This window comes from Streptomyces sp. NPDC104226 (assembly GCF_055584085.1).
Genome location: NZ_JBVJMS010000002.1, coordinates 34,057 through 49,541 on the forward strand (window position 1 = coordinate 34,057; position 15,485 = coordinate 49,541).

The 15,485-nt window shown below is 70.4% G+C and carries 15 protein-coding genes and 2 pseudogenes; 7 read left to right on the plus strand and 10 right to left on the minus strand.

Annotation, left to right across the window (positions count from 1 at the left end; translation table 11 throughout):
* The first annotated feature begins 832 nt into the window (after nt 1-832).
* Both ACZ60J_RS05630 and ACZ60J_RS05635 read left to right on the plus strand, forming a co-directional pair.
* Entirely contained in the window at nt 833-2,209 is a 1,377-nt protein-coding gene (locus ACZ60J_RS05630; RefSeq protein WP_469679156.1) for a DUF7927 domain-containing protein, read from the plus strand.
* An 86-nt stretch (nt 2,210-2,295) separates the two neighbouring features.
* The gene (locus tag ACZ60J_RS05635; protein ID WP_469679157.1) at nt 2,296-2,667 is read left to right on the plus strand and encodes a ClpX C4-type zinc finger protein; all 372 of its coding nucleotides are present in this window, start codon (nt 2,296-2,298) and stop codon (nt 2,665-2,667) included.
* A gap of 678 nt (nt 2,668-3,345) precedes the next feature.
* Here ACZ60J_RS05635 and ACZ60J_RS05640 read toward each other — a convergent pair.
* From ACZ60J_RS05640 to ACZ60J_RS05650, 3 genes and pseudogenes are all read right to left on the minus strand, one after another.
* Nucleotides 3,346-3,587: pseudogene (locus ACZ60J_RS05640) on the minus strand (hypothetical protein); the annotation flags it as partial.
* Nucleotides 3,588-4,334: 747 nt separating this feature from the next.
* Nucleotides 4,335-4,748: a hypothetical protein gene (locus tag ACZ60J_RS05645; protein ID WP_469679158.1), complete on the minus strand. Its 414-nt coding sequence runs from the start codon at nt 4,746-4,748 to the stop codon at nt 4,335-4,337.
* A 114-nt stretch (nt 4,749-4,862) separates the two neighbouring features.
* Entirely contained in the window at nt 4,863-5,309 is a 447-nt protein-coding gene (locus ACZ60J_RS05650) for an HPP family protein (protein ID WP_469679159.1), read from the minus strand.
* Between the two features lie 111 nt (nt 5,310-5,420).
* Between ACZ60J_RS05650 and ACZ60J_RS05655 the strand changes: the two are divergent.
* Nucleotides 5,421-5,588: pseudogene (locus ACZ60J_RS05655) on the plus strand (transposase); the annotation flags it as partial.
* Between the two features lie 31 nt (nt 5,589-5,619).
* Here ACZ60J_RS05655 and ACZ60J_RS05660 read toward each other — a convergent pair.
* Nucleotides 5,620-5,979: a hypothetical protein gene (locus tag ACZ60J_RS05660; RefSeq protein WP_469679160.1), complete on the minus strand. Its 360-nt coding sequence runs from the start codon at nt 5,977-5,979 to the stop codon at nt 5,620-5,622.
* A gap of 242 nt (nt 5,980-6,221) precedes the next feature.
* Here ACZ60J_RS05660 and ACZ60J_RS05665 point away from each other — a divergent pair, with 242 nt between their 5' ends.
* Nucleotides 6,222-6,407 (plus strand): hypothetical protein, encoded by a 186-nt coding sequence (locus ACZ60J_RS05665; RefSeq protein WP_469679161.1) that lies wholly within the window; start codon nt 6,222-6,224, stop codon nt 6,405-6,407.
* 145 nt (nt 6,408-6,552) lie between these two features.
* Here ACZ60J_RS05665 and ACZ60J_RS05670 read toward each other — a convergent pair whose 3' ends face one another.
* The 4 genes from ACZ60J_RS05670 to ACZ60J_RS05685 all read right to left on the minus strand — a co-directional run bounded on the left by ACZ60J_RS05670 (nt 6,553) and on the right by ACZ60J_RS05685 (nt 8,369).
* Nucleotides 6,553-7,161, minus strand: a complete 609-nt coding sequence (locus tag ACZ60J_RS05670) for a hypothetical protein (RefSeq protein WP_469679162.1) — start codon at nt 7,159-7,161, stop codon at nt 6,553-6,555.
* A gap of 99 nt (nt 7,162-7,260) precedes the next feature.
* Nucleotides 7,261-7,488 (minus strand): hypothetical protein, encoded by a 228-nt coding sequence (locus ACZ60J_RS05675; RefSeq protein ID WP_469679163.1) that lies wholly within the window; start codon nt 7,486-7,488, stop codon nt 7,261-7,263.
* A gap of 89 nt (nt 7,489-7,577) precedes the next feature.
* A complete protein-coding gene (locus ACZ60J_RS05680; RefSeq protein WP_469679164.1) occupies nt 7,578-7,718 on the minus strand; it encodes a hypothetical protein in 141 nt (46 codons plus the stop codon).
* Nucleotides 7,719-7,868: 150 nt separating this feature from the next.
* Nucleotides 7,869-8,369, minus strand: coding sequence for a hypothetical protein (locus tag ACZ60J_RS05685; protein ID WP_469679165.1), 501 nt, complete (start codon nt 8,367-8,369; stop codon nt 7,869-7,871).
* Nucleotides 8,370-9,659: 1,290 nt separating this feature from the next.
* Here ACZ60J_RS05685 and ACZ60J_RS05690 point away from each other — a divergent pair.
* On the plus strand, nt 9,660-10,592 hold the full coding sequence (locus ACZ60J_RS05690) for a hypothetical protein (RefSeq protein ID WP_469679166.1): 933 nt from the start codon (nt 9,660-9,662) through the stop codon (nt 10,590-10,592).
* Between the two features lie 372 nt (nt 10,593-10,964).
* Here ACZ60J_RS05690 and ACZ60J_RS05695 read toward each other — a convergent pair whose 3' ends face one another.
* Both ACZ60J_RS05695 and ACZ60J_RS05700 read right to left on the minus strand, forming a co-directional pair.
* A complete protein-coding gene (locus ACZ60J_RS05695; protein ID WP_469679167.1) occupies nt 10,965-11,636 on the minus strand; it encodes a response regulator in 672 nt (223 codons plus the stop codon).
* Nucleotides 11,611-12,780, minus strand: coding sequence for a sensor histidine kinase (locus ACZ60J_RS05700; RefSeq protein ID WP_469679168.1), 1,170 nt, complete (start codon nt 12,778-12,780; stop codon nt 11,611-11,613). The genes ACZ60J_RS05695 and ACZ60J_RS05700 overlap by 26 nt, the downstream gene beginning before the upstream one ends.
* Before the next feature lie 181 nt (nt 12,781-12,961).
* Here ACZ60J_RS05700 and ACZ60J_RS05705 point away from each other — a divergent pair, with 181 nt between their 5' ends.
* Nucleotides 12,962-13,177, plus strand: a complete 216-nt coding sequence (locus tag ACZ60J_RS05705) for a hypothetical protein (RefSeq protein WP_469679169.1) — start codon at nt 12,962-12,964, stop codon at nt 13,175-13,177.
* Between the two features lie 4 nt (nt 13,178-13,181).
* Nucleotides 13,182-15,368: an MMPL family transporter gene (locus tag ACZ60J_RS05710; RefSeq protein WP_469679170.1), complete on the plus strand. Its 2,187-nt coding sequence runs from the start codon at nt 13,182-13,184 to the stop codon at nt 15,366-15,368.
* The last annotated feature ends 117 nt before the right edge of the window (nt 15,369-15,485 follow it).

A 15,485-nucleotide genomic window follows, 5' to 3' on the forward strand; every position in this document is an offset into this window, starting at 1 on the left:
CGGACCACGCCCTCGGGAATCGCCGCTGTCAGGAGGTCGGCTCACCGGTCGGTGCCCTTCGCCTTCTTGCGCGCCTGGTTGGCCACCAGGAGCGTTCACCGGCAGTCGATGCACGTGAGGGCACGGAAACGGCGCACCTCCCAGCCAAGATCCGCTACCCCACTCCTTGGGGCACCATCCGGAGCGCTCCGCGCGGACGCAGAAGTCCCGCTCAGTCCGGTCGGCCAGGCCGTGCTGGCAGCACTATGTGGAGTCGACCAGGAGACGCTCAGGCACGCGCTGCCATCCTGGGACAGCGACGAGGACGGACTCTCCTCACAGGAGGAAATAGACACCCAACAAGCCCTCTGGCCTGTCGGCGGGGCAGTCATCGGCCGGGTGGCGTTCGTACGGACCGCGCGAACCGGCTGCCCGGTGCGCCGTGCCGTACACAGCTGGCAGGCTGCGAGTCGAGCACACCAGCCGCCGACTCTGCGTCCTACCCGTCCCGCTCACGGATCCTCGCGCGCAGCCGGTCGTGGAACTCCTTCGAGCTGCGCGGGCATCGCCCGGGCGGGACGGCCATTCCTCGGGAGGGAAGCGGCGCGCATCCGGTGCAAGCGAGGGCGGTCCTCTGAAAACGGACGACCTGAGGGCGGTCAGCGGGCTGTCCGGGTGGCGGCGATGCCCCGGAAGGCGGGTTTGCGCCTGCCTCGCGTGGCGGCCCCCACGGATCATGGGAAGGGTGGCGTGCGGCCGGACCGAATCCGGCACTGACACGACCGCCGCCTCCCGGCCCGGTGGTGCAGCACGATCCGTGTTCCCGCGGGGACCGGAAGAAGCGAGGAACTTCATGGGGAACCACCGCCGACGCGCCCTTCGACGGGTGCTGACGAGCGCGGCGATCGGCCTCGTCCTGGCCGTCACGGGTCCGGCCGGACTCGCACAGGCCATCGGGGGTGCGGCTTCTGCCCACACCGGGAGCGCCGCCTCCAAGGCGCGTGCGGTATGCCCACCCACGCCGCTGTGGGCGAACACCGGCGGAGCAACTCGCAACCTCACCCAGTACGACACCGCGGGCAACACGCTCAGCACCGCACCTCTCGTGCGCGACTACGGTGACATCGCGTTCAGCCCGAACGGATCCGCTCTGTACGGAGTCGACTTCCCCGGAGCCTCCGGCGCAACCACGCTCTACACCATCGACCCGGTCACCGGTACGGAGACTGCGGCCACGCCGGTCACCGGTCCCCTCGCCTCGGTCACCCCGACGCCGGCCGTGAACGGCCTGACAGCCCGCGCGGACGGAACGCTCCTCGCCGGCTCGTTCAACACGAGTCAGATCTTCCTGATCAACCCGGCCACCGGCGTCTCCACCCTCTTCCCGGCCTCCTTCCCGGCCGGCATCGTCTCGGCCGGTGACTTCATCACCCTGGACGACGGCGACGTCCTGGCCTTCGGCGCCCCGGACACCACCAGCCCGTCCCCCGTATTCCGGATCCGCCCCGACAACAGCGTCATCCAGATCGGCACGGTCCCCCAGACCTTCGGCGCCGCCAAGTCCGCCGGGACCGTCTACGCGTTCTCCTCCAACGGCGACATCAACCAGATCAACAGCCTTCCCACCACGGCGTCGACCGCGGCACTGCCGGTGACGACCGTCAAGGCGACCGGCAGCGGCTTCTACGGCGCTAGCTCCACCCAGGACGCCGGAACCTGTGTCACGCCCGCCTACACCGTCGCCAAGAAGGCGGCACCGTCGCACAAGGCCGAAGAGGGTGACACCGTCACCTACAAGGTCACCGTCAAGAACACCGGCACCACCGCCGCGAACGGCGACTTCACCGACGACCTGGGCGACGTCTTGGACGACGCCACCCTCGTCCCGGGCTCGGTCTCAGCCACCACCGGCACCGCGACCGTCACCGGCGACACCCTCACCTGGACCGGTACCCTCGCACCCGGCGCCACCGCCACCATCACGTACAAGGTGAAGATCAACACGCCCGACACCGGAGACCACCGCCTGGTCAACACGGCGGTTCCCACCGCCCCGGGCGGCAGCTGCACCAGCACCCGCGCCTGCACCGTCACCATCAAGGTCGACAAGGCCGAGGACTGCGACAAGCCCGGTCACGGCAAGCCCGGCCACCACCACGGCGACAAGCCCGGCCACGGTGACGACGGCTACGGCCACGACGACGAAGACGAAGACGGCCAGCGGATGTAGCAGGACACTACCCGCCACTGACCGACCCACCACCCCGATCCCAGAGCCTGCTCCGCCCACCTCCCTTGGGGGGGCACTCTCTGGTGTTGGACAGCTGCCCCCTTCCCGACCCTGCGGCCGAACCCGCCCGCTGTTCCTTCTACGGCAAGCCCAGCACCGAGGTCGCCAAGCTCATCGCCGGTCCCGGCGGCTACATCTGCAACGACTGCGTCGCCCTGTCGTCCTCGATCATCGACGGCAGCACCAAGGGTCCGCGCGGGCCCATCTGGGACTCGACGGCCGACGACGAGCCGCTGGGCCACATCCCACGCATCGCCGCGCACATCGACCACTCCCAGGCCGAACTGCGCGCCTGGGTCCAAGAACTGCGCCGCCACGGCATCTCCTGGGCCGGGATCGGCGAGGCCCTCGGCATCACCCGCCAGTCCGCATGGGAACGCTTCGCCGACCCGGAGTAGGACCGCTGGACACCGTGGCGGGAAGGGGCTCGGGTCCGGTGACGTCGCTCCAAACAGCCGCGGACCACCGCGCACCACGGATCCAGGCTGACCTGCACGGTGCGTCACCCGGCGCGGCGCCGTCGTGGTTCCTCCAGCCATCCCCGTACCTGCTCGTCGTCGTGCACGTACGGCTCCTCGGGTCCCATCCGTAGATCGATCCCGTACAGGAGCCCCAGCCCCCACCAGGACAGTTCGTCCCGTGCAAGCGTGTCGTCGACAAACCAGTGCCCGGCCCACCGGTCAGCTGCATCCCGGCTCACGCGCACGCTCGACCACGGCAGCAAGGCATGCCTCGAACTCGTCCACGTCTGGCTGACCCCCACCACTCATGGACCCACGGTCTCCAGGACGGGGCGAACGTTGCCTGGTGCGGCACGAGAGACTCATCGGTGCGCGCTCAGTTGGGGGTGCCCGCCGGCGCGGCCGCGAACCCCGGGCCCGACAGAGCTGCGGACACCCGGGGCGCTGTGGACGTCCCGGGCGCTGCTCCGTCCGATGCTGCGGCCTTGGTGCGCGGGCGGCTGCGCGTCGTTGCCGCTCCGGTCAGCAGGGCCGCTCCGGCGACGGCCAGGGTGCGATGCCGCCGTCCGTCAGGATCTGCCGGCGGACACGGTCGGGGGCGGAGTCAGCGGCTGCCCTGCGGGCGTGAGCAGCACTCAGGGCGTCCAGGGAGAGGCGGGGTGTCCCGGCGATCACCAGCGGTGTCCAGGCCATCAGGTAGATCAGGGCATTGCCCAGGTAGTACGGGTGAACGCCCCAGCTGACACTCAGCCACAGCGTCAGGCTGAGGAACACCCCTCCGAGGGCGGCCAACCTCCCCCACAGGCCGAGCAGCGCCCCAGGCCCACCGCGAGCCCGCCGAACGCCATGGCCAGTCCACTGGGTACGGGCGCGGCCGCGGCCCGGTCGAGGTGGGGGGTGCGTCGCTCAGCAGGACCGTGATCCCTCCGAGCGTCCGCTCGGGCACGGACCGCCACCGCTCGACGTCGACCATCTTCTGCTGCACGGGACCCAGTTCGCCCGCCCTGGCGCGGAGTTCGGCCTCCGTGCCGCGCTCGTACCAGCGCCGCGCCAGGCCGAGGAGCCGCTCCTGCTCGGCCTCGGGCAATCGTGCCACCGCGTCGTCCCCGAGCAGGGCGGCGGTGACCGTCGGAGATCCGCCGTCAACCGCCCGCAGCAGCGGAGTCGTTCCGTCCGGCAGCCGCCGGTCCGGGTACGCTCCACCCTCGACGAGTACGGTCGCGACGCCGGCGTCATGGGCGCCGACCGCCAGGCACAGCACGGGCAGCCCGTCCTCCGCGACCGTGTCCACGCCCCCCTCCCCGAGCCGATGGGCCGACACTGCCCGCGACATGATGAGCGCCACCGCGAGGAAGAGGAAGCCCCGGCCAGGTGCCGGGCGGGGTCGATCACCACCCGATCGGCGAACGGACGGAGCAGGGGCTGTTCGCCGAAGCCTGCACCCGCCCCGAGGACTGACTGCAAGTCACTTGGGGCGTGCCTGCAGCTCGGCCAGCCCTGCGTATGCCTGCCTGGCCGCCGCGCGGCGCTCGCGCAGTCGCCTCCGCCGGCTCCGGTAACCCCCGGTGCGCACGACGGACCGGGGGCCGCCGGGCTCCTTGTGGTCAGGTGGTCCAGCGGGCGGCGGTGACCAGGGCGAGGGTGATCGTGACGACCGCGCAGGATCCGTGGGCGACGACGGCCTTGAGGGGGAAGTGCCGCTCGGGAGTAGCCTCCGCCTGGGCGTGGAGACCCGAGCTGGGCATCCAGCGCATCAGCATCATGAATCCGAACGCGGCAACCACCAGGAGCACCGCGCACGCCGCCCACCCCGAAGCCTCGACCGCGCCCCATACGTACAGGCCCCACATCAGCAGGCCGGCGACCGCGAACAGGACGTGGCCCAGGACCAGCCAGAGGGGCAGCCGTGTCACGCCCTGGCCGCGCTGGCGCAGGCCGCCGTTGCGGATCCAGACCGTCGCGAGGTAGGCGCCCAGTGCGGCCGTCAGCAACCACGCCGCCAGGACAACGACTCCCACGGCCATCCCCCTTCACCTGCACCGCCGGTAGGCCGCAGCCCTCCGGACGGGGAGGACTGCGACGCCCAAGAACAACCCACGCCCGCCTTCGGGCACAGCGTATGCGGCCCACGATCACTCGTTCGGATGACAGATTGTTCGATTCTGCACGCGGAGCCGAGACCACGTGTGATCCGTTGCCGTAAGGCAATCGGACCGTCGCGCTGGTTCTCGGAGGACACCACCACGTGCGGGGTAGCGCCGCTGTCCACGCAGCAGACGGGAGGTGAGGTACTGCACCATGACGAGGATCGTCGCGGCACCCGCCAGGAGCGGGATGAAGTGGGCGGGACCGGGAGACTGCAAGGCCACGATGGCGCTGGTTGCACACGCCGGGGCGTGCGCAACCCTCAGCAGTCCGGTCACAGCGAACGTCGTCGGTCCGTCGACGTCGGCCTCGTCAAGCCCCCACGTCTCGGCCTCTGCGCGGGTGGCCTCGGTGTGCACGACCTCCACGTCGGCGAAGGTCTCCAGCACCTCCTGCTCGTACCGGGCGTGGACCCACCACCAGGTGCCGCCCATGCCGTAGTCGTTTAGGACCAGAAAGCGTGTCTTTGATACAGCGTCAGACCGGCCACCCGCATACCCTAGGACGCCATTTCGTCTGGTGTGATCTTGCGGCAGTCTCGTGTGGTGACGACCGGCCTTGTGCAGCGGATGGTGCCGGACGGCTTGTGGGAGTTGTTCGAACACGGGTGCCCGTCGGCACCGGAACATCCTCAGGTCGGCGGCCGGCGTCGGCATGGGGATCGGGAGGTACTGGCTGCGATCATCTCCGTGGCCACCTCTGGGCGCACCTGGATGCCGGGCTGGACGCGCCGGGCGGCTGCTGCTACTTACGGCTGAGGGTTTGATCGTCCCCGTTATCAGGATCTCCCACACTGCGCCGCATCTTCGGATGCGCCTTCGAGCCGCCGAATTCCCATGGGTTGCCGTCGCAGACGGTGGTCCAAACCTGCTGCGCTTCCTTGTCGTCGGGATACGCGCCCCACTTGCCCGTGCCGCTGCACTCCGACACCTTGTCGCCGTCGTTGTTGAACTCGGCAAGGTTCGGAACGACGACGGTGCCGTCGTCCTTGAAGAGCAGGGTCCCGGTATCGCCCTCGGTCCAGGTGCCTACGATGTCGGCCCGAGCCAATGTCTGTGACTGCCCCATGCACCCCGTGGCCAGCGTCAACACCGCGACCGCCACGACCACTCCACGCAACCCCGCAGCGACTCGCCCTCGTTCATCACGCATGACTCCCCCCTTGCGTACGTCAAACCCTGGTTGCTTCGGACACCAGATCGTCAAGCGCTCACGCTGCCACGAAAGCTGAACATGTTCAACTCTACTCGGCGTGCATCGGCAGCCCCGCTCCGCACCGTATTGAGCGGTGCACCTTGGCCGCTCGCCGTAGGACGCCCTTCACGCCCTGGGGGCCGGCCGCGCCGGTGATAGCGAGCAGGTGCCGTGGTCTGCTGCCGTCGGACGGCTCCTACCACTGCACGTACGCCGCGACCTGGGTCGCGACCAAGCTCCGCTGGGACCTGGCCGCCGACGAATCCGAGGTCCAGGCGCTCCTCGGGCTCGCGGAGGACTGCCCGACTGCGACCGTCGTCTATGAGAGGGCCTTGTAGGCCGAGGGACGGGTCTCTCTTCCCGGAGTAGCGTGGCCGCCGCTTGCGGGCGTGCTGGCCTGGGAGGCTGGTGGGTGGAGCTCGTCCGGGTCTTCCTTCGTACGTCGGTCCGGGCGGGCCACCCTCTCCGTCCGGGTGGGCGTGGTCAGTTGTAGGGGCTCCAGCGTCCGAGGCGTGCCAGGAGTTTGCGGGTGGCGTCCTGGTTGAGGCCTAGTTGGGCGGCGGCCTGCTTGGTGTCGAGGTCGTTGGCGGTGGCGCGGGCGGCCCAGTAGCCGACCCGCTCGGCGGTGACTTCCAGGCGGCGGGCCGCCCGTACCGCGGCGACCGGCGCGGTCTTGGTCAGCTGGTCGATCTCCTGCTCCAGCTGCGCCAGCAGCGTGGTGACGGTCTCGGGCAGGGGGACAGTGGTCGCCTCGACCTGGTCGGTGTGTGCGGACCAGTCCCGGTCGCAGGCGTCCGCCTGGTCCTCCCCGGCCTCGGCCAGGTCCTGGTCACCGATCGCCTCCCAGTCCAGGCGGTGTTCGGGGCCGGTCCAGCCGCAGGAGCACACCGCGCGCACTCCGGCGGCCCGGGGCACGTGGGGCCAGCGGCCGTCGTAGACGCTCCACTGGGAGACCGGGTCCCCTCCCCCGCCCGAGCCACTGTCGAAGTACACGGGGTCCGGGACCGTTCCGTCATCCAGGACGGCCTCCGCCGAGCCGGTGTGGGAGGTGCCGAACTCCTCCGTCGTCCAGGTCTCGCGCCTACTCACCACGGTCCCGCCCTCTCCCCTGCCCCAGGTTCAGGCGGCCCGCGGTGTGGGGCTGCCCTGACCACGACGATGCCGCAGCCGGGATGCCGGCCAGGCGGGTTTTCACGAAGTGGTTGCAGGGACCTCAGCAGCACCTCCGGTCTGCACGGCCTCGACGACGTGATGGTGAAGGGCGGCGAGGCCTTCAGGTGGGAGCGGTGCTGGGCTGCCGGTGAGGGTGTACCACTCCTCCGCACCCGTGTACTGGATCCGGACCGAAGCGGTGCCGTCGGGGCCGGCCTCGGTGGTCACGGTGACGTCGCCGGTGATGACGCCGACCTCATCGGTCATCACCCCGCCGGGTCCTGCCTTCACATGGTCGGTCAACGGGACCGAACCATCCGGGACTCCACGCTCGTCAGGATTCGGGGTGTTGTCGGTCATGAGCAGGTCTCCAGCATCTCGGTCAGCTTCTTCTTCTGGGGGCGGGCCAGGTCGTTCGCGAACTGCTTACGCCGCTCCGCCGTCCACGACGCCACGGTGGTCGAGCCCGAGCTCGTCGTGGAGATCAGCGCCGACACCTCAGTGGCTGACGCGTCCGAGTTTCTCCCCGGGTAGGGCGGGCGTCATCGCCCCAAGTCTGCTGAGGTTGAACAGAGGCGTACGCCGGACACAGCGGAGCCCGCCTTCGCGATGCTGGCGGGCTCGGGTACACCCGTGGGATGCGGCCGTCAGAGGAAGTTGTTGGGCCAGATCATGGTGCGCCACATGTGTGCGACGGGCGAGTCGTCGAAGCCGAGGCCGTCAGCTGGCTGGCGGAAGTGGCGACCGACGATGTCTTCGAACTCCTGGAAGTCGACGTCCTCGGCGGGGTCGAAGGTGTAGACGTCGTTGATGGTGACGATCCGCGCGGACATGTACCAGCGGTGTTTGCGGGCGGCCAGGAAGGCGGCCTGGGTGTGTGCGGGGGGCTGGTACTCGATGCCGAAGAAGTCGTCGTACGCCTCGGGATAGCCGTAGCCGACGCTCTCGTCGGGGAAGTAGCGCAGGATCTCGTGCTGGCGGATGGCCCAGGCCACCTCCGGATCCACGTACGGCTCAACGAGTTGCGCGCCCCAATGTCCGTGCTGGCTGCGCAGCAGGCCGGCTACGGCGATGTCGTGGAGCAGGCAGGCCAGCACGATCTTGTCGTCCATGCCCTGCTGGCGGGCTCGGCGGGCGCTTTGCAGCATGTGCCGGGTAGTGAACGGATCTAGCATGAGCCTGAGTTGGAAGAAGTCGGCCAGAGTCGGCTCTGCGGGCATCACGGGCAGCCTGGGGTTGTCGCCCATCATGAACACCTGCCCAGGCCCACGCGATGACAGATGCCGGTCCCCGGAGAGATGACTGTCGGTGCCGAGGGTGGCTGCTGCCGGCGCGCAGATCAGCCGGACTTGATGGTGCTGGCCGTGAGACACGAACTGCCCTCCTGAGGGATACGCCCAGTGGCACTCACTGGGCTTCGATCCCACCAGAGGGGTCAATACCCTCACTTCCAGATCCACTCGTACGGCGGAGCGCGGGGTTCCAGCTGCACTCCCCTCAGTGAACCGGCGCACTGCTGTACTACATGCTGTTTCGTCGTTCCTGCGCGGCCAGGTGGGCGCTCTCCGCCTCGGCGTACTGCGGCCGTCCCGCGAACCCCCGTCTGGATCGCTGACCAGCACGTCGGCCCGCCACGCACCGTCCGGGCCGAAAATTATCGACGAACCGCCGGGAGCCGGGGTGTTCCTTCCGGTGCTGCCTGCCGGTATCCCCGATGATGGGGCCCGCCCGGAGCACCGGGATCAGGCAACGAGGGGAGCGGGTCCATGGTGATGGAGGCCGGTACGCAGGAGGATCGCGTCACGGGGAGGGCGTGGGTGGTACGCCTGGACCCCTACGGCCGCCCTTCCGCCGGCACGGTTCGTCTCACCTGCTCCCGCCCTGCCTGCGCCGAGCAGCGCCTACCCAGCGCCGCCGAGGGCCGTAAAGCCGCGGTCGCGCACGTGAACGCGCACCTTGCCCAGATCCGTACCTGCGGCGGGCCCCGCTCCTCGGCCTGGTGCGCGTGCCGTACGGCCGACTGCGCCTGGCACACCCCCGACCCGGCCACCCTCCCCAGCCGGAAGGCCGAGGCGCGGCCTCCGTGCGGGGGACCGACGGTTCTGGCGGTGTGCGCGGACCGCGCCGGACGGTTGTGGCGGATTGCGGAAATGTGCGCGCGCTGCGCGGCCGCCACCCCCGGCTGCCGTGTCCTGGACACCGCCCCTCCCCCACCCCGCCCACGTCCGGACACGGCCGGCACTCACCGCACAACGGGAGGAGAGCAGGGGCCCGGTGTCCCCACGGCCGCCACGGTGCTGTTCTCCGACCCCGTCACCCTCCCCACCGACGGGGCAGCCCCGGACGGGAGGCCGGCCTCAGTGCCTGGTGCCCGCACCGCCGCCCCTACCGCAGCGCCGCGGCAGGCCAGGCGGTGGGGGAAGATCGCGCAGCGGATCGTGCCCTACGACCTGAAGCCCGACGTGCTGCGCCTGGAGCTCATCGAGCTCGGCGACGCCTTCCGGACCTACCAGAACAACCCCGAACCCGACCTCGCCCTCCTCGCCGACCTTCACGACCGCAAGGCCCGCGCCTTCTCCTCGTGGGCCGACGCCACCGGCGACACCTCGCTGCGCCACGAGGCGAAGCGGGCGGCAGGTGCCGCGCAGGCCACCCGGGACATGAACGCCAACCGCCTCGGACTCCCCGCCGACGGTACGGACGGTCCCGTGGTGGAGCGGCTGCTGACCCGCAACCACGCCGCCCACGCCCGCACCGTCCTCGCCTACGTACAGGCCCACGCCCCCCACCCCACACCGGACGTGCACCTCCTGGTCCTCCTGCTCACCCTGCGCGCCGCCCGGGACGGCACAGGGAACATCACCGGCCAGGACATCACCACCTGGCTCCCTGCCGGCGCCGAACAGAGCCTGGAGCAGCTGGTCGCGGCCGGCTGGCTGCACCTGCCCGGCAGCGCCTCCGAGGCCCTCGCCTCACGGCCCGAGGACTTCACCACGTTCACGGTCCCCGGCCTGCTGCCGGACCAGCCCCGCCCGTTCTTCTTCGGCAAGACCACCCGCGCCAAAATCTCCGGATGGGCCCAGAAGGTGGTCGGCGACCGGAAACTGCGGAAGAAGAAGCTCGGCGCCGCCACCCGGCTCCTGGCCCTGTACGCCGCCGCGCACACGCAGCCCGACGGCCGTCTGGGGCACCCCGAGGACGGACTTGCTCTGCACGAAGTCGCCGCGTTCTGTGCCCTGACACCTGAGGAGGTACCCGAGCACGCCGCGCTGCTGGTCGAGGTGGACTGGCTCACCGACGTCAGCAGCAGCGACGGAAGGCTGTACGGACAGCTCACCGAGCGGGCCCTGCCGCTCAGCGGGCTGCTGTAGCGGTCACAGCCCCGGGGCCGGTGGTTCGGGGTGCGCCGCCACGACCGCCGTGGGCACCTCACCGCGGGACTCGCGCGGCGGTCGGCGGCATGGGGCGGGCCCGGTGCACCGTCGTGGTCGGCGATCCCCTCCGACTGGAGCCGGTGGTGGTCCTCCCGTGGACGGCGCAGCGCGCCCTGCGCGACGGCTTCGGTGCCGCCGAGGAGTGGGCGCCGAGCCGCACCTCGGTGCGGCAGGTAGCCGACCGCCCGACTGGGCCGCGTCCGCGCCCAACCTCCTCAACCTCGCGGTCAGTCGCGCCAAGCGTCGCCTCTTCGTCATCGGCAACCCGGAGGCCGGTCGACTGCGGTTGGTTCAGCGGCTTGGGCGTTCTCAGTCCGTGAGCCAGCCGGGGCTGACCATGCGGTACTCGTAGGCCATGACCACGACCTGGGACCGGTCCCGGGCGCCGAGTTTGGCCATGATCCGGCTGACGTGGGTCTTGGCGGTCAGCGGGGAGACCACCAGCTCCGTGGCGATTTCGTCGTTGGTGCGGCCGGCTGCGATCAGACGCATGACCTCGCGTTCACGGCTGGTGAGGGCGTCGAGGCGCCCGTCGGGTGGACGGGCGTGGTCGGGCCGGTCGGCGAATTCGGCGATCAGACGGCGGGTGATGGAGGGGCTGATGAGGGCGTCGCCGCGCGCGGCGACGCGGACTGCGTGCAGGAGTTCGGCCGGTTCGGTGTCCTTGACCAGGAACCCCGCGGCGCCGGCACGCAGGGCCCCGTACACGTATTCGTCGAGGTCGAAGGTGGTCAGCATCACCACCTTCACTGTTGTCAGGTGCTCGTCCGCGGCGATGCGGCGGGCGGCTTCGAGGCCGTCCATGCCGGGCATGCGGATGTCCATCAGCGCCACGTCGGGGTGCAGTTCGCGGCAGGCGGCAAGAGCGGCGTGTCCGTCGGCGGCTTCCGCGACCACGTGCAGGTCGTCCTCGTCATCGAGGATGCCGCGGATCCCGGCGCGTACGAGGCGCTGGTCATCCGCCAGCAAGATCCTGATCATCAACAGCTCCGTCGATCGGCTCGAGGTCGTCTGGCAACGGTAGTAGGGCCTCTACGGTGAAGCCGCCTGTGGGGCCGGGGCCGGCGCTCAGGGTTCCGCCCAGCGCGCGGGCCCGCTCGGACATACCCGCGATGCCGCTGCCGTGTCCCGGACGGGGCGTCCCCGGGCCGTCGTCGGTGACGCGGAGGGTCAAGATCCGCGGTCCGCGGTGGAGGTCGACGACGACGTGCTGGGCGCCGCTGTGCCGGACGGCATTAGTCAGTGACTCCTGCACGATGCGATAGGCGGCGAGGTCCACCGCGGCCGGCAGCCCAGTGCGGGCTCCGGTGCGCTCGAGGCGGACGTCCACGCCGGCGCGCGTCGCCGTGGAGATCAACTCGTCGATCCGGGACAGTCCGGGTGCGGGCGTGGTGGGAGCGTCTTCGTCAACCTGCCGCAGGACACCGAGGGTGGCGCGGAGTTCTTGCAGGCCGTCCTTGCTGTTCTGTTTGATGGCGGCCAGCGCCTCCGGGGCCAGGTGGGGGTTCTTGGGCAGCCGGTGCAGGGCCGAGGACGCCTGCACGTGGATCATCGACATGGTGTGGCCGACCACGTCGTGCAGTTCGCGGGCGATGCGCAGGCGTTCCTGGGTGGCACGCAGCCGGGCCTGTTCCTCGGCGTAGGCCAGCCGGTCGTGGCGCATCGCTCCCAGGGCCACCACCGCGACCAGCCAGCCGGTCAGCATGAAGACCGCCGTACCGGTGACATCGCCGGTGCCGGCGAGCGCGCCCGCGCCCACCCCGATCACCATGACCGCGGCCATGGCGATGGACGGCTGGATCCGCCCCTGGGCCGCCAGCGTGTACAGGGCGGCGATCGGGATCACCACGAGCGGGCCGTCGACGGTGCTCAGCAGGTAGTAAGCACCGGTGCCCAGCACGGTGAGCCAGCCCACCGCCACCGGATGACGGCGGCGCAGCGGCAGCAGCGCACACACCGCGGCAGCCAGCACCCAGGAGCCGACCACGGAAGCGCTCGCGTCCCGGCTCGCGCCGAGGCGCTGTCCCTCGGCCACGCCGGACAGGGCCAGGACGAGCCCGGCGAGCGCCCAGTCGGCACGAGGGCCCGTAGGCAGGCGGAGGCGGGAGATGTCGAGATGCGGCACTGCTTCATTCTGCCCGCAGCCACGCTCGCTCTAGCCCTGTATGTCCCGATTCGCGTCTGGAGTGGGTGCTGACGCAGTACGCGGTCGCCGGGGATGTACATCCGCTGGTGTACGCCGCGGCCGCGGACTGTCAGCCGGGGGCCGACGCCCGGACACCCTCTCGCCCAGCACGATCGAATGCATGTCGTCGTCCCTCGCCTCCACCCGTACCAGTGCCGCTGTCGTCGGCGCGCTTGTGGGTGCCGCGGCCGGAATCTTGCTGGTCACTGCTGCCGGAACGTTCTCGATCACGGTCAGTGGCCTGTTCGCCGTTCTCGCCATCGGTGTGTCCGTGCTCGCCGGTGCGGTCGTGAGCGCGGCGGTGACTCCCCGTACCAGTCGCACCGACCCGAGGTAGGCACATGTCTTCCCCCCGCGGCTCCGCCGCGCCCCTCGCCCCTCCCCCACCGCGAAACACCCGCACGTCCGCCTCTACCGGCCGGTTCGGCGCCCTGGCGGGCTGGGCGCAACGACACCGCTGGTCCGCCCTCGTCCTGTGGGTGGCGATCGTGGCCGCGATCACGCTGGGCTCGACCGCAGCGGGCTCCGCCTACAAGAACGACTTCACGTTGCCGGGTACCGACTCTCAGACGGCCACTGACCTGTTCAAGGAACACGGCAGTGACCAGGCCGGCGACAGCATCCAGATCGTCTTCAAGGACACGGCGGGCATCCAGGGCGCCAAGGGCCGCATCGAGCCGATGCTGGCCGAGGTAGAGAAGATGGCCGGGGTCGCCGACGTGCGCAGCCCCTTCGCCGACGCTTCGGCGATCTCCAAGGACGGCACGATCGCCTACGCCTCTGTCACCCTGGACGGCAAGACCGAGGAGATTCCCAAGGAGTACGTAGCCAAGGTCATCGACGTCGCGCAGCACATCGCCGCCGGCGGTCTGCAGGTCGAGGTGGGCGGTGAGGCCGCACGCAACGCCGAGGACCAGGCGCCACCGACCGCCGAACTCGCCGGGATCGTGGCCGCCCTGGCCATCCTGGTACTGCTGTTCGGGTCGGTCCTGGCGGCCTCACTGCCGCTGCTCACCGCGCTGTTCGCGGTCGGCGGCGCCGTCGGCTTGATCGCCCTGGCCTCGCACGTCTTCACCGTCGCCGACTTCACCCCGCCCATCCTCATGCTCGTCGGGCTCGGCGTGGGCGTCGACTACGCCCTGCTCATCTTCTACCGCTACCGCCATGAACTCCTGGCCGGGATGCAGCCCGCCGAGGCCGGCCGCAAGGCCCTCGACTCCGCCGGGCGTACGGTCTTCTTCGCCGGCTGCACCGTCATCGTCGCCCTCCTCGGTCTGGTTGCCCTCGGGCTCGGCTCGCTGCAGGGCATCGCCCTGGCGGTGGCCGTCACGGTCCTGGTGACCATGGCCGCCTCCCTCGTCCTACTGCCCGCACTCCTGGCCCTGTTCGGCCGCCGCATCCAACGGCACGTCCTCGAACAGCAGGCCAAGACGGCGGCGAAGGGCAGGACCGAGGGCAACCGCTGGCGGGCGATGGCGCGCGCGGTGCAGCGCCGCCCGATTCCCACTCTGCTGGTCGGTGTCCTCGCGCTCCTCGCCCTGTCCGCCCCGGCGCTCGGAATGCGCCTGGGCTTCGCCGACTCAGGCAACGACCCGAAGGACTCCACCTCCCGGCACGCCTACGACCTGCTCGCCGAAGGCTTCGGCCCCGGCTTCAACGGCCCGCTGATCGTCCTGATCAAGGGCGACGAACAAGCGGGCAGGACCGTTCAGGCCCAGCTCGCCACCACCGACGGCGTAGCCGAAGCCAGCCCGGCCATGCCCTCCGGAGACGGCGCCCTGTCCACCGTCTTCGTCTACCCGACGACCTCGCCACAGGCCACCGGCACCGTCGAGCTCGTGCACCACCTGCGCGACGAGGTGGCCCCGCCGCTGGAACGCACCACCGGAGCCGAGGTACTGGTCGGCGGCGCCACCGCCGCCTCCCAGGACGTCTCCGAAACCCTCGCCGACCGGCTGCCCCTGTTCGTCGCCGTCGTCGTCGGCGTCTCCTCGCTGCTGCTCCTGCTGGTCTTCCGGTCCATCTGGATCCCCGTCAAGGCAGCCGTCCTGAACCTGCTGTCCATCTCCGCCGCCCTCGGCGTCATCACCCTGGTGTTCCAGCACGGCTGGTTCGGCGCCCAGCCCGGCCCCATCGAAGCCTTCATCCCCGCGCTGATCTTCGCGATTGTCTTCGGACTCTCCATGGACTACGAGGTCTTCCTCATCTCGCGCATCCACGAAGAATGGACGCGTACCGAAGACCCCGCACAATCCGTACGCGAAGGACTCGCCTCCACGGGCAAGGTCATCACCGCCGCCGCGGCCATCATGATGTTCGTCTTCGGCGCGTTCGTCCTCAGCTCCGACCGCATGCTCCAGCAGTTCGGACTCGGCCTGGCCGTCGCCATCCTCCTCGACGCCGTGATCATCCGATGCCTGATCGTTCCCGCGGTCATGCAGATGCTCGGAACGTGGGCCTGGTGGCTGCCCGCACCGCTGGCCCGGAAACTGCCCAAGGTGTTCATCGAAGGCCCCGAGGGCACCTGACCGGCAGCCGTACCGATGCTCCGTCCGTCGCCGGGTCGGGCATCAGTACGGCTGGTCCGCGGCGAGATCGCCGCGCCAGGTGCCGTGGTCGGTCTCCGCCGCCCGGCGCTCTCAGGG

What these genes read in the sequence shown, in the direction of transcription:
- ACZ60J_RS05675 (WP_469679163.1), bottom strand. Translation starts at nt 7,488, where the DNA reads ATGACCGATGAGGTCGGCGTCATCACCGGCGACGTCACCGTGACCACC.
- ACZ60J_RS05630 (WP_469679156.1), top strand. Translation starts at nt 833, where the DNA reads ATGGGGAACCACCGCCGACGCGCCCTTCGACGGGTGCTGACGAGCGCG.
- ACZ60J_RS05695 (WP_469679167.1), bottom strand. Translation starts at nt 11,636, where the DNA reads ATGATCAGGATCTTGCTGGCGGATGACCAGCGCCTCGTACGCGCCGGG.
- ACZ60J_RS05650 (WP_469679159.1), bottom strand. Translation starts at nt 5,309, where the DNA reads ATGGGCGGCACCTGGTGGTGGGTCCACGCCCGGTACGAGCAGGAGGTG.
- ACZ60J_RS05705 (WP_469679169.1), top strand. Translation starts at nt 12,962, where the DNA reads ATGTCGTCGTCCCTCGCCTCCACCCGTACCAGTGCCGCTGTCGTCGGC.
- ACZ60J_RS05685 (WP_469679165.1), bottom strand. Translation starts at nt 8,369, where the DNA reads ATGCTGCAAAGCGCCCGCCGAGCCCGCCAGCAGGGCATGGACGACAAG.
- ACZ60J_RS05710 (WP_469679170.1), top strand. Translation starts at nt 13,182, where the DNA reads ATGTCTTCCCCCCGCGGCTCCGCCGCGCCCCTCGCCCCTCCCCCACCG.